The organism is Pseudomonas sp. G1002 (assembly GCF_013385455.1).
In the GTDB taxonomy this organism is placed as follows: Bacteria; Pseudomonadota; Gammaproteobacteria; order Pseudomonadales; family Pseudomonadaceae; genus Aquipseudomonas.
In genome coordinates this window covers 209,236-221,560 of record NZ_JACAPY010000006.1, presented here as the reverse complement: position 1 = coordinate 221,560, position 12,325 = coordinate 209,236, and the positions used below count along the sequence as shown (strand labels likewise).

12 protein-coding genes are annotated in these 12,325 nt (G+C 61.0%); 6 read left to right on the top strand and 6 right to left on the bottom strand.

The window, feature by feature from the left end:
* Positions 1–2: 2 nt before the first annotated feature.
* The 3 genes from antC to antA all read right to left on the bottom strand — a co-directional run bounded on the left by antC (position 3) and on the right by antA (position 3,063).
* On the bottom strand, positions 3–1,010 hold the full coding sequence (antC, locus tag HX801_RS03750) for an anthranilate 1,2-dioxygenase electron transfer component AntC (RefSeq protein WP_177021610.1): 1,008 nt from the start codon (positions 1,008–1,010) through the stop codon (positions 3–5).
* A gap of 170 nt (positions 1,011–1,180) precedes the next feature.
* Positions 1,181–1,672, bottom strand: coding sequence for an anthranilate 1,2-dioxygenase small subunit (gene antB / locus HX801_RS03745; RefSeq protein WP_003212320.1), 492 nt, complete (start codon positions 1,670–1,672; stop codon positions 1,181–1,183).
* Positions 1,672–3,063, bottom strand: coding sequence for an anthranilate 1,2-dioxygenase large subunit (antA, locus tag HX801_RS03740; protein ID WP_177021609.1), 1,392 nt, complete (start codon positions 3,061–3,063; stop codon positions 1,672–1,674). Before antA ends, antB begins: the two co-directional genes overlap by 1 nt.
* A 313-nt stretch (positions 3,064–3,376) precedes the next feature.
* Here antA and HX801_RS03735 point away from each other — a divergent pair, with 313 nt between their 5' ends.
* Entirely contained in the window at positions 3,377–4,375 is a 999-nt protein-coding gene (locus HX801_RS03735; RefSeq protein ID WP_003212316.1) for a helix-turn-helix domain-containing protein, read from the top strand.
* Between the two features lie 139 nt (positions 4,376–4,514).
* On the opposite strand, the gene HX801_RS03730 is transcribed toward HX801_RS03735, so the two are convergent.
* Positions 4,515–5,390 (bottom strand): LysR family transcriptional regulator, encoded by an 876-nt coding sequence (locus HX801_RS03730; protein WP_003212314.1) that lies wholly within the window; start codon positions 5,388–5,390, stop codon positions 4,515–4,517.
* Positions 5,391–5,504: 114 nt separating this feature from the next.
* On the opposite strand from HX801_RS03730, the gene HX801_RS03725 reads away from it, so the two are divergent.
* From HX801_RS03725 to catA, 3 genes are read left to right on the top strand one after another with little or no spacing between them, the layout of a single operon-like run.
* Positions 5,505–6,629, top strand: a complete 1,125-nt coding sequence (locus tag HX801_RS03725) for a muconate cycloisomerase family protein (protein WP_003212312.1) — start codon at positions 5,505–5,507, stop codon at positions 6,627–6,629.
* 16 nt (positions 6,630–6,645) lie between these two features.
* The gene (gene catC / locus HX801_RS03720; RefSeq protein ID WP_003212310.1) at positions 6,646–6,936 is read left to right on the top strand and encodes a muconolactone Delta-isomerase; all 291 of its coding nucleotides are present in this window, start codon (positions 6,646–6,648) and stop codon (positions 6,934–6,936) included.
* 42 nt (positions 6,937–6,978) lie between these two features.
* On the top strand, positions 6,979–7,908 hold the full coding sequence (catA, locus tag HX801_RS03715) for a catechol 1,2-dioxygenase (protein WP_003212307.1): 930 nt from the start codon (positions 6,979–6,981) through the stop codon (positions 7,906–7,908).
* A 124-nt stretch (positions 7,909–8,032) separates the two neighbouring features.
* Here catA and HX801_RS03710 read toward each other — a convergent pair whose 3' ends face one another.
* On the bottom strand, positions 8,033–8,506 hold the full coding sequence (locus tag HX801_RS03710; RefSeq protein ID WP_003212305.1) for an Lrp/AsnC family transcriptional regulator: 474 nt from the start codon (positions 8,504–8,506) through the stop codon (positions 8,033–8,035).
* Between the two features lie 142 nt (positions 8,507–8,648).
* Between HX801_RS03710 and kynU the strand changes: the two genes are divergently transcribed.
* Complete coding sequence (gene kynU / locus HX801_RS03705) at positions 8,649–9,899, top strand: kynureninase (RefSeq protein ID WP_134325689.1); 1,251 nt, start codon at positions 8,649–8,651, stop codon at positions 9,897–9,899.
* 165 nt (positions 9,900–10,064) lie between these two features.
* Entirely contained in the window at positions 10,065–11,471 is a 1,407-nt protein-coding gene (locus tag HX801_RS03700; RefSeq protein ID WP_177009241.1) for an amino acid permease, read from the top strand.
* Here HX801_RS03700 and HX801_RS03695 read toward each other — a convergent pair.
* Positions 11,417–12,313 carry a LysR substrate-binding domain-containing protein gene (locus HX801_RS03695; RefSeq protein ID WP_177021608.1) on the bottom strand — a complete coding sequence of 299 codons (897 nt, stop codon included), beginning with the start codon at positions 12,311–12,313 and terminating at the stop codon, positions 11,417–11,419. The two genes, HX801_RS03700 and HX801_RS03695, sit on opposite strands and share 55 nt — an antisense overlap.
* Positions 12,314–12,325: the final 12 nt, after the last annotated feature.

Sequence of the window (12,325 nt, the reverse complement as noted above, 5' to 3'; positions counted from 1 at the left end):
GGTCAGATATTACTCTCGGTAAACTTTTCGTAATACAGCTGAACGCCATCAAGTGCCTGATCCAGCAGCCATTGTTTGATGGATTCGACCATCGGAGGGGGGCCGCAGACGTACATATCTGCCGATTGATCCCGCAATTCGGCCAGGTCGAAATGCTCGGTGAGGTAGCCGCGTTTGCCGGCCCAGTCCGAAGGTGGGTCGCTGAGTACCTCGGTGTAGCGAAACCCCGGGATCGTATCGGCGTAGGCTTTTATGCGTGTTGCCTCGCATAAATCGGCCGCACCCCGCACGCCGTAATACAGGTGCACCGGCTGTTGGCAGCCGCTGGCGGCCAGGTCATCGAGCATGCCCAGCAGCGCGGATAAGCCGGTGCCGCCGGCCACCAACACCAGCGGTCGGGTGACATGCCGAAGGTAGAAGGCACCCAATGGCGCTTCCAGCAGCAACTCATCACCGACCTGGCAGCGTTCGCGGATGTAGTTGCTCATCACGCCATCGGGCAGCAGGCGGATCAGGAACTGCAACTGATTGCCCGGGCGGTTGGCGAAAGAGTAGGAGCGCCAACTGTCGGTGCCGGGAATCGACAGGCGGGCATATTGGCCCGGCAAAAAGTCCAATGGTGCTTCAAGCTGCAGGTGCAGGATCGCCGTGCTGGGCGACACCTGCTGCACATTGCTCACCGTGCTGCGGATCTGGACCGGCCCCGGCGCGTTGCACAGGCTGGAATCAAAATCGAAGTAGAACGCCGCATCGGATTGGACCCGGGTCTGGCAGCTGAGCATTTTGCGTTGTTGCAGGTCAAGGCTGGAGAGGGCTTCCTCGTCCACGTAATCCTGGCTGTAGTCGCCGGACTCGCAGCGGCCCTGGCAAGTGCCGCAAACGCCTTCGCGGCAGTCGAGCGGGATCTTGATGCCGTTGCGCAACGCCGCATCCAACAGGATCTCATTGGCGCCCACCGGGAAAAACAGGGTCTTGCCGTCGGCAAAACTGAAGGCCACTTTGTGATTCATTCGCAGAACTCCGCGAGTTTGATTTTCTATGCCTGCGATTTACCTGTGGCGAGGGAGCATGCTCCCGCTGGGCTGCGCAGCGGCCCCAAAAAGCCGGGGGCGCTACGCACTGGAGCGCCAACCCGGTCCAGCGGGAGCAAGTTCCCTCGCCACAGGTGTAATGCATCAGGTCACAGGTGATAGAAATCCAGCACCGAGTTGATGGTGTCGTTGAGCAGCAGCGCGTGCTTGCGGGTGATCAACCAACTGTCGCCATCGGGCTTGAGGCTGTAAGTGGCGCTGCCGTAGAACTGCTCCGACGTCGCCAGTCGATAGAACAACGTATGCCAGTTCAACTTCACCTCCAGCAGGCCGTCCGGTTGCTCGGCAATCCGCACGTTATTGATCAAATGCAGCGTCCTCGGCATCGGCGTGGCCGACGCGGCCTTGCCCGTGCGCAGGCGAAACACCCGATCCTCCAGCCCCGAGCGGTTGGCGTAGTAGATCAACGACATTTCGCGCTTCGGGTCGCGGGTGTAGACATGTTCCGAATCCCACTGCGGCAGGTGGAATTCACTCTGCGGGTCGAACAACTGCACGTAGGCGTCCCAGTCCTGGGCATCGCACAGCTCGGATTTACGGTAAAAAAACTGCTCGATCCGGTACTGCAATTGCGCATTCATCATTCCACCTCCCGCAGTTTCAGGGCTTGCTGGTCGAGTCCGTCCAGCAGGAATTTCTGCCAGTTGCGGTGCTGGTTGACGTACAGCCCTTCGTGGGTGAATTCGGTGCCGGTCATCGCCGGCTGGATGCCGATGGATTCGCTGTTGGGCGTAGGCCCGGTTTCCCAGCGATGGCTGCCGCGGGAGATATCGCTCCAGCGTTCCAGACGGCCCTGGAAGCCGCGCTGGGCTTCGCGGAACTCCACCAGGTCATCCGGCGTACCCATGCCCGAGACGTTGAAGAAATCCTCGAACTGGCGAATACGGTTTTCACGGTCGGCGTCAGACTCGTTCTTCACCCCCAGGCACTGGCTGATGATTTCGGTCTTGTTCCATGCGATAGGGCGGATGATCCGCAGCTGCGAGCTGATCTGGTCGAGGAAGAACAGGCTTGGGTAGATGTTCAGGTTGCGCAGGCGGTGCATCATCCATTCGGCTTTTTGCTGGCCGTGTTCTTCGATCAGGCGCGGCATGATGGTGGCGTAGCCCGAACGCACGGTGGGGTTGGGCATGTCGCTGAACAACAGGCTGTGGCCATTGTTGAAGGCGAACCAGCCGTCATCGGTGTTCGCGTCGCCGGCGCCGAGTTTGCTGTAGTCCAGTGTCGTGCCCGAGCCGGTGCCGTTTTCCGTATTGACCTGCTGGCGATGCTGCACCGTGGCCACGTAGTTGTAGTGCACGGTGCTGACGTGATAACCGTCCAGGCCGTTCTCGTTTTGCAGTTTCCAGTTACCGTCGTAGGTGTAGGCGGACTTGCCCGGCAGCACTTCCAGCTCACCGGTGGCCGATTGGGCGACCATCATGTCGAAGAACACTTTGGCGTCGCCGAGGAAGTCTTCCAGGCTGTTGGTGCCGTTCACGTCGAGGCTGATGAAGACGAAGCCCTTGTAGCTCTCGATCCGTGCTTTTTTCAGGCCGCGAGTGGCCTTGTCGAAGCCTTCCGGGTATTCCCCCGGCGCCTTGACCTTCACCAGCCGGCCATCGCTCTTGTAGCACCAGGCATGGAACGGGCAGGTAAACGTGGACTGGTTGCCCTTGCCAACCCGGGTCAGGGTGGTGCCCCGGTGCTGGCAGGCGTTGATCAGCGCGTTGAGCTGGCCTTCGCCGTCGCGGGTGATGATCATCGGCTGGCGCCCGGCGCGCATCGTCACGAAGTCGTGCTTGTTGGTCAGTTCGCTCTCGTGACAGGCATAGATCCAGTTTTTTTCGAAGATCAGTTCCATCTCCAGCTCGAACAACTCCGGCTCGGTGAACATGTCCCGGGCGATGCGGAACACCTCATCCACCGGACGGAAGTCCAGGCAGCCTTCGATAAAGCTTTTCCACTGCTCGACGCTTCTTGCACCACTCATGGGAGGCACCTTTTTTGATAATGGCTAGACGGGTAAGCCATTAAGAGGCTGCGGCGGGGCACCGGGCTATCCGGTTAATGGGGGAAGGTGGGCCACTTAGTTGGGCACGAAATACCCACGGCGGTGCAGGGCGGTGGCGGAATGCGCTACTGTCTTGCAAGGCGATTGTCGGAAAAGTCTGCTTGTTATCCACTTAGTCGACGGTTGCTATCCACCCAGTGGCGATCCCGCTGGCGTGGCGCAAAACTTGCTGTCGATCTACCAGGACGCGCCGTCAGAGCGCGCCGGCCACAATTGCCGTGGGTGCCCCGTGATGAGTAGCAATACACGCGATATACGTATCGAGCGCTTCGACCTTGAAGGCGCCTGCAGCTGGATGTCCGGCATTTGCGGGCCGCACCGCCTGCAAACCGCGACGCCGGAGCGCATCCGCTTTCACCACAGCGCCAATGTGTTCAAGTCCCGCGCCACGACGCTGGGGATTATCGAATACGGCACCGACGTCACCATCGACATCGAAGACGCCGAGCACTTCAGCAGCTACAGCCTGACCCTGCCGCTGGTGGGCGAGCAGGAACTGAGCAAGAACGGCGTGCGGCTCAGCTCCAACCGTGACCAGGGCGTGATCATCTCGCCCAACGAACATCAGGTGCTGGAGATCTCCGGCGACTGCCGCAAGTTGCAGGTGGTGATCACCCGCGCGGCGATGAGCGAATCCCTGGAGGGCCTGCTGCAGCGGCCGATTGAAGCGCCGCTGCGCTTCGAGTCGGCGATGGACGCGGTGGACGGCGCTTCCGCGTCGTGGTGGCGCATGGCGCGGTATTTCATCGCCGAACTGGAGCGCAGCAGCGAGCTGTATGACCAGGTGGCGTTTACCCGGGACCTGGAAAGCTCGCTGATCAAGGGCCTGATCCTGGCCCAGCCGAACAACTATTCCGAAGAACTGCGGGACGTGCTGGGGGTGAAACTGCCGCACTATTTGATTCGTGCCCGACAGTACATCCACGACAACGCCCGGGAAGCGGTGCACCTGGACGATCTGGAGGCTGCGGCGGGCGTGTCGCGCTTCAAGCTGTTCGATGCCTTCCGCAAATACTTCGCCCTGTCGCCCATGGCCTATCTGAAGAAATACCGCCTGGGTGCCGTGCGCCAGCAAATCCTCGAACATGGCTCCACGCGCACCATCTCCGAAATCGCCCTGGGCTGGGGCTTTACTCATCTGGGGCGATTCTCGGCCGAGTACCGCAAGCTGTTCGACGAGTCTCCCAGCCAGACGCTGCAGCGCAACGACGCCCGGCGCATGCGTGGATGAACACCTTACGCAAAAACAACGGAGATCAACTGTGGGAGCGGGCTTGCTCGCGAATGCGGTGCATCAGCCAACTCATTCGGTGACTGACACTGCGCATTCGCGAGCAAGCCCGCTCCCACATTGGATGTGTGGTGTTCTTTTAAATCAACTCTTCCACCAGTTGCAGGCAATGACTGAGCCCCGGCGACTGGTCATTGATCCGCCGGCTGAGAATGATCGGCGACGTGGCGGTGGCCTCCACCACCGGCGTATAGCCAATGTCTGCGCGGTGCAGCACCTGCACCGAGGCGGGTACCAGGGTCACGCCCATGCCTGCGCCGACCAGACCAATGGCGGTCTGCAATTCGTTGGTCCACTGCGAAACCTTCAGGCTCAAGCCATGGGCATCGAACAGCGCGATCACATGGTCGGCGTAGCTCGGGCGCGGGTTGCCGGGATACAGCACGAAGGGTTCAGCGGCCAATTGCGCCAGGGTGGCCGGGGCGCCCAGCAGGGGATGTCCGGCGGGCAACACGGCCACCAGCCGATCTTCCACCAACACCCGCTGCACAATGGCCGGGTCGTCGATGCGAATCCGCCCGAAGCCTACGTCAATCCGCCCGGCCTTGAGGGCTTCGACCTGTTGCAGCGTGGTCATCTCCGACAGGCCCAACTCCAGCTCCAGGCCATCGTGGCTGCGCAGCCGGCGAATCAACTCCGGCAGCACGCCGTACAGCGTCGACGGCGCAAAACCGATGCCCAGCCAGGTTTTCTGCCCAAGGCCGATGCGCCGGGTGTTGTCACACACCTTGCCCAGTTGCTCCAGCAGCACATTGGCGTGCTCATAGAAAAACCGCCCGGCTTCGGTCAGGCGCAACGGGCGCCCACGCTCCAGCAGGACCACACCCAGTTCGTCCTCCAGTTGCTGGATCTGCCGGCTCAGCGGCGGCTGGGCAATGTGCAGGCGTTCGGCGGCGCGGGTGAAGTTGAGGGTTTCCCCCAGCACCTGGAAGTAACGCAGATGGCGCAGTTCCATAAGGACTCCATTCATACCTTAAGGGTATTGTTCGAGACTCATTCTATATTGGAAGCCAGCAGAGATCCGGAACAGAATCAGGCCAAATCTATAAAGAACCCAACGGGTATTGCCATGCCGATTTGCGCCATCGAGTCGATCGAGACCATCATCGTCGATCTCCCTACCATCCGCCCGCACAAACTGGCGATGCACACGATGCAGAACCAGACCCTGGTGATCATCCGCGTGCGCTGCGCCGACGGTATCGAAGGCATTGGTGAATCCACCACCATCGGCGGCCTGAGCTACGGCAATGAAAGCCCCGACAGCATCAAGATCAACATCGACCGGCACTTCGCGCCGCTGCTGCTCGGCCAGGACGCGAGCAACATCAATGCCGCCATGTTGCGCCTGGAGCGCAGCATCCGCGGCAACACCTTTGCCAAGTCGGGTATCGAAAGCGCCTTGCTCGACGCCCTCGGCAAACGCCTGAACCTGCCGGTCAGCGAATTGCTCGGCGGCCGCGTGCGGGACGCCTTGCCGGTGGCCTGGACCCTGGCCAGCGGCAACACCGAAAAAGACATCGCCGAGGCCGAGAAGATGCTCGACCTGCGCCGCCACCGCATTTTCAAATTGAAGATCGGCGCCGGTGAAGTCAGCCAGGACCTGGCCCACGTCATCGCGATCAAAAAAGCTCTGGGCGACCGCGCCAGTGTGCGGGTCGACGTCAACCAGGCCTGGGACGAAGCCGTGGCCCTGCGCGCCTGCAAGGTGCTGGGGGACAACGGTATCGACCTGATCGAACAACCGATCTCGCGCAACAACCGCGGCGGCATGGTGCGGCTCAACCTGTCGAGCCCGGCGCCGATCATGGCCGACGAGTCCATCGAATGCGTGGAAGATGCCTTCAACCTGGCCCGCGAAGGCGCGGCCTCGGTGTTCGCCCTGAAGATCGCCAAAAACGGCGGGCCGCGTGCGGTATTGCGCACCGCAGCGATTGCCGAAGCGGCGGGTATCGGCCTGTACGGCGGCACCATGCTTGAAGGCGGTATCGGCACCCTGGCCTCGGCCCATGCCTTTCTCACCTTGAACAAACTGGCGTGGGACACCGAGCTGTTCGGCCCGCTGCTGCTCACCGAAGACATCCTCGCCGAGCCGCTGGTGTACCGCGATTTCCACCTGCATGTCTCCACCGCTCCGGGCCTGGGCCTGGCCATCGATGAAGAGCGCCTGGCGTTCTTCCGTCGCGATAACTAACAAGAGGACACCTGCGATGTTGTTCCACGTAAAAATGACCGTGAACTTGCCCGTCGACATGAACCCCGAGCGCGCTGCCGGCCTCAAGGCTGAAGAAAAAGCCTTCTCCCAGCGGCTGCAGGAGCAAGGCAAATGGCGCCACCTGTGGCGCATCGCCGGGCTGTACGCCAACTACAGCGTGTTCGATGTCGACAGCGTGCAGGAACTGCATGACCTGTTGATGCAACTGCCGCTTTATCCTTACATGGCCATCGAAGTGAATGCCCTGTGCCGGCATCCATCGTCGATCCGTGAGGATGATCGCTGAGTCTGTTTTTTCACCTAATAATTACAAGATGAGGATTGCACCATGTCCATCCGACTTTCCCAGACTGCTCACGCCCAACAGTTTCTCGAAGAAGCCAGCGGCAACCTTAACGACGGCGGCAACCCACGGGCCAAGGCGCTGATCTACCGGATCCTGCGGGACACGGTGAACATCATCGAAGACCTGGAAGTGACCCCGGAAGAGTTCTGGAAGGCGGTCAACTACCTCAACGAACTGGGCAAGAACCAGGAAGCCGGCTTGCTCGCGGCAGGGTTGGGCCTGGAGCATTACCTGGACATGCTGATGGACGCGGCGGACGAGGAAGCCGGCAAATCCGGCGGTACCCCGCGCACCATCGAAGGCCCGCTGTATGTGGCCGGTGCGCCGCTGTCCAAGTTCGAGGCGCGGCTGGACGACGGGCAGGACCCGGGCGTGCCGCTGTTCATGCAGGGCCAGGTGCGCGACACCAATGGCAAGCCGTTGGCGGGGGCGATTGTCGATGTATGGCAGGCCAATACCGGTGGTACGTATTCGTGGTTTGACAGCACGCAGTCGGAGTTCAACCTGCGTCGGCGAATCGAGACCGATGCCCAGGGCAACTACCGTTTTCGCAGCATCGTGCCGTCGGGGTATGGCTGCCCGCCGACCGGCCCGACCCAGCAGTTGCTGGACCAGTTGGGGCGCCATGGCCAGCGGCCGGCGCATATCCACTTCTTCATCTCGGCGCCGGGCCATCGGCACCTGACCACGCAGATCAACCTGTCGGATGATCCGTACCTGCATGATGATTTTGCCTATGCGACGCGGGATGAGTTGATCGCCGAAATTCGCTTCAGCGAGGACGCAAACCTGGCAAAGGAATTTGGTGTGGAAGGGCAGTTTGCGCAGATTGATTTTGACTTTGAGTTGCAGCCTGCGGCGGCGCCTGTCGAACAGAAACGTATGCAACGAGTTCGCGCGCTCGAAGACTGAAAGCGGTAAAAAAATGTGGGAGCGGGCTTGCTCGCGAATGCGGTGGATCAGTCAATATTTCCGGTGACTGACACTCCGCCTTCGCGAGCAAGCCCGCTCCCACATTGGCTCTGTATCGTTTGGCCTACTTGCGAACAACCAGATCGAGCAGATCATCCCGATCCTTGATCTTCTGCAGCACGATCTCCGACCGAATATCCATCACCCCCGCCGTGCGGTTCAGGTGGTTCACAATGAAATCCGAAAAGTGCTTGAGGTTGCGCGCCTGCACCCGCAGCACATAATTGCTCGCCCCGGTAATCACGTAAGCACTGGCCACCTCCGGCCAGCCTTGCACCTTCTTGATAAACGTCTCGTGCCAATCCTCCACATCCTGGCGTAACGACAGGTGGACGATGGCCTCCAGCTCGATTCCCAGTTGCTCGGCGTTCAACACCGCCCGATAACCACTGATGATTCCCTCGCTTTCCAGCAGGCGCAAACGCCGCAGGCAGGCCGACGGCGACAGGGCGACTTTCTCCGCCAGTTCCTGGTTACTGATACGGCCATCCTGTTGCAGGAAATGCAGAAGGCGCAGGTCGGTGGCGTCGAGAATCATGGTTAGAATAAATCCGCGTGTTTGGGGGTTAAATTCGAATTTCCTACAGCTTAATTAGCCTGTTGCCCACCACTTTGCACGAAAATTCTCTAAAGCTTCGTTCATTATTTGGCTCATTGTTACTACAACAACAGGACTGACCATGACCACCCGCACCCATTGCCTGACCCTCGACGCCCAGGATCCGCTGGCGCCATTGCGCAACCAATTCGCCTTGCCGGCCGGGGTCATCTACCTCGACGGCAACTCCCTCGGTGCGCGCCCGGTAGCGGCACTGGAACGGGCGCAAGCGGTGATCGCCGAGGAGTGGGGCAATGGGCTGATTCGCAGTTGGAACAGTGCCGGCTGGGCCGACCTGTCCCAGCGCCTGGGCAATCGCCTGGCACCGCTGATCGGTGCCCGCGACGGTGAAGTGGTGATCACCGATACCACCTCCATCAACCTGTTCAAAGTGCTCAGCGCCGCGCTGACCGTGCAACGCGAACGCGCGCCAAGCCGCAAGGTGATCGTCAGCGAAGCGAGCAATTTCCCCACCGACCTGTACATCGCCGAAGGCCTCACCGAACTGCTGCAACAGGGCTACTCCCTGCGCCTGGTCAACAGCCCGGACGAACTGCCGAAAGCCATCGACCAGGACACGGCCGTGGTGATGCTCACCCACGTCAACTACAAGACCGGCTACATGTACGACATGCAGGCCCAGACTGCCTTGAGCCATGAATGTGGCGCGCTGGCGATCTGGGACCTGGCGCATTCGGCGGGCGCGGTGCCGATCGACCTGCATCAGGCCGGTGCCGATTATGCGATTGGTTGCACTTACAAATACCTCAACGGCGGGCCGGGTTCCCAGGCGTTTGTGTGGGTCAACCCGGCGCTGGTGGATGTGGTTACGCAGCCGCTGTCGGGCTGGTTCGGGCATACCCGACAGTTCGCCATGGAATCGCGTTATGCCCCGAGCCAGGGCATCGCCCGCTACCTGTGCGGCACCCAGCCGATTACCTCGCTGGCGATGGTGGAGTGTGGCCTGGATATTTTTGCCCAGACCGATATGGCCAGCTTGCGCTCTAAATCCCTGGCGTTGACCGACCTGTTCATCGAGTTGGTGGAAAGCCGTTGCGCCGCCCACGACCTGACCCTGATCACCCCGCGTGAGCATGCCCGACGGGGTAGCCACGTCAGCTTCGAACACCCGGAAGGCTACGCGGTTATCCAGGCCTTGATCGCTCGTGGCGTGATTGGTGATTATCGCGAGCCGCGCATCATGCGGTTCGGGTTTACCCCGCTGTACACCAGCTTTGCTGAAGTGTGGGATGCGGTGGAAATCCTGGGTGAGATTCTCGATCAAAAAACCTGGGACCAGCCGCAGTTCAAGGTTCGCCACAGCGTCACCTGAGTAAACGCAGAGCAAAAAATGTGGGAGCGGGCTTGCTCGCGAATGCGGTCTATCAGTCTCTGATGTATTGACTGGCACACCGCATTCTCGAGCAAGCCCGCTCCCACAGGGGACAGTGTTTCAACCAGAAAGCAGTGCAATCACAATAATAAAGGGGCACGCCACGTGACCACGCCAGACCAAGGCTTTGCCGAAATCACCAATCGCGAACTGGGCCTCAGGCGCCAGCTCACTTCCGGCCAGATGAGCATGATCGCCATCGGTGGCGCAATCGGCACCGGGCTGTTCATGGGCAGCGCCTACGCCATCGGCTATGCCGGGCCCAGCGTGCTGGTCAGCTATGCCATCGGTGCGCTGATCACTTTGCTGTTGATGGGCTGCCTGGCGGAGATGACCGTGGCGCATTCCACCTCGGGCTCCTTCGGCGCGTATGCCGAATTTTACGTCAGCCCGCTGGCCGGTTTCCTGGTGCGTTATGCGTACTGGGCGGCGATTGTGCTGGCGGTGGGCGCCGAGGTCACGGCGGTGGCGATGTACATGAAGTACTGGTTTGCCAACGTGCCTGAATGGGTGTGGATCGTCTCGTTTTCCAGCGTGCTGATCGTACTCAACGCCATCAGCGTCAAGACCTTCGGCAACTTCGAGTACTGGTTCTCCACGATCAAGATCAGCGCCATCGTTGGCTTCATCATCCTCGCGGTGTACGTGGTGTTCGGCTCCGGCAACCCGGATTACGGTGTGCAGAACTACACGGCCCACGGCGGCTTTTTCCCGAACGGGTTGAGCGGCATGTGGATCGCGGTGATCGTCTCGATCTTCAGTTACCTGAGTGTGGAAATGATCGCGGTGGCCGCCGGTGAAGCGGCCGACCCGGAGCAGGCGGTGAAAAAAGCCTTCCGCGCGACCATCGTGCGCCTGGTGGTGTTCTACCTGCTGACCCTGGCGCTGATGTTGGCCATCGTGCCGTGGAACCAGGCCGGCCACGCCCAGAGCCCGTTCGTCACGGTGATGCAGACCATCGGCATTCCCGGCGCCACCGGGGTGATGAACTTCGTGATCCTGATCGCTGCGCTGTCGGCGATGAACAGCCAGCTCTACATCACCACCCGCATGATGTTCAGCCTGTCCCGCGCCGGTTTTGCGCCCAAGTCCATGGGCGCCTTGAGCAAGAGCGGGATCCCGTTGAATGCCTTGTTGCTGTCCAGCTCGGGCATTGCCCTGGCGACCCTGCTGAACGTGGTGTACCCGGAAAGCTCGTTCACCCTGATGATGGCGATCTCGATGTTTGGCGCGATCTTCACCTGGTTCATGATCTTCCTCACGCACCTGTTTTTCCGCCGCTACCGCAAGCGTCACGGCGGGGCGAAGCTGTCGTTCCAGCTGGCGCTGTTTCCCTACAGCACGCTGCTGGGCCTGGTGCTGATGGGCGCGGTGATGATCACCACGTTTTTCACCGATGCGTTCAAGATGACGCTGGTGTTCGGGGTGCCGTTCCTGCTGATTCTGTCGGCGGTGTACTACGTATTTTTCCGCAAGGGCGCGGCCAAGGCATCGAACAAGGCTTTGGCATAACCCGGCAATTGCTCGAACTCGCGGGCGCATAACAGCAGTTTGCGACAGGCCCAATCCTCGCTCAGGGGTTGGGCCTTGAAGCGCCGCTCCAACGGCCAGCGTTCCAGCGCGGCCAGGGGCACGATCCCCAGCCCGGCGCCCCGGGCGACCATGCGAATCAGCCCGTCAAACCCATCAGCGCGGATGCGTGTCTGCAAGCGAAAGCCTGCGTGCAATGCCTGTTCCTCCAGGTACACCGCCAGCGCGCTGTCGGCGGCCAGGCCCACGTAGTCGTGCTGCAAGCTGTCGATAAAACTCACGGTGCGCCCGGTCAGCGGGTGATCCAGCGGCATGATCAGCACCAGCGGGTCGTCGCGAAAGGGCAGGGTTTGCAGGCCGTGGGTGTCTACTGCGTCGGAAATAATCCCCAGGTCTGCCGCGCCCTGGCGCAAGGCGTGGGTGATGCGCAGGCTTGGCAGTTCCTGCAGGTCGATGTCGAGGTTGGGGTGCTCGTGCAGAAAGTCCGCCAACAGTTCCGGCAGGTATTCGCTCAGGGCGGTGGTGTTGCACAGCAGGCGCACCTGGCCCTTGACGCCGTTGGCGTATTCCGCGAGGTCTTGCTGCAGGTGATCGGCTTGCTGCAACAGCAGGCGGGCGTGACGGGCGAGGGCTTTACCCGCAGCAGTCGGGGTGACGCCACGGCGGCCACGTTCAAGAAACTCGATGCCCAGGGAGGCTTCCATCGCCCGGATCCGTGCACTCGCCGCCGCCAGGGACAAATGGCTGCGGCTGGCGCCGGCGGTGATATTGCCGGTGTCGAGGATGTGCAGGTACAGGCGCAGGTCGATCAGGTCAAAGTGCATGTGCTGGGGATC

Bases quoted from the DNA above. Each gene is read 5' to 3' on its own strand.
- antC (WP_177021610.1), bottom strand. From the start codon at position 1,010: ATGAATCACAAAGTGGCCTTCAGTTTTGCCGACGGCAAGACCCTGTTT.
- antB (WP_003212320.1), bottom strand. From the start codon at position 1,672: ATGAATGCGCAATTGCAGTACCGGATCGAGCAGTTTTTTTACCGTAAA.
- antA (WP_177021609.1), bottom strand. From the start codon at position 3,063: ATGAGTGGTGCAAGAAGCGTCGAGCAGTGGAAAAGCTTTATCGAAGGC.
- HX801_RS03735 (WP_003212316.1), top strand. From the start codon at position 3,377: ATGAGTAGCAATACACGCGATATACGTATCGAGCGCTTCGACCTTGAA.
- HX801_RS03730 (WP_003212314.1), bottom strand. From the start codon at position 5,390: ATGGAACTGCGCCATCTGCGTTACTTCCAGGTGCTGGGGGAAACCCTC.
- HX801_RS03725 (WP_003212312.1), top strand. From the start codon at position 5,505: ATGCCGATTTGCGCCATCGAGTCGATCGAGACCATCATCGTCGATCTC.
- catC (WP_003212310.1), top strand. From the start codon at position 6,646: ATGTTGTTCCACGTAAAAATGACCGTGAACTTGCCCGTCGACATGAAC.
- catA (WP_003212307.1), top strand. From the start codon at position 6,979: ATGTCCATCCGACTTTCCCAGACTGCTCACGCCCAACAGTTTCTCGAA.
- HX801_RS03710 (WP_003212305.1), bottom strand. From the start codon at position 8,506: ATGATTCTCGACGCCACCGACCTGCGCCTTCTGCATTTCCTGCAACAG.
- kynU (WP_134325689.1), top strand. From the start codon at position 8,649: ATGACCACCCGCACCCATTGCCTGACCCTCGACGCCCAGGATCCGCTG.
- HX801_RS03695 (WP_177021608.1), bottom strand. From the start codon at position 12,313: ATGCACTTTGACCTGATCGACCTGCGCCTGTACCTGCACATCCTCGAC.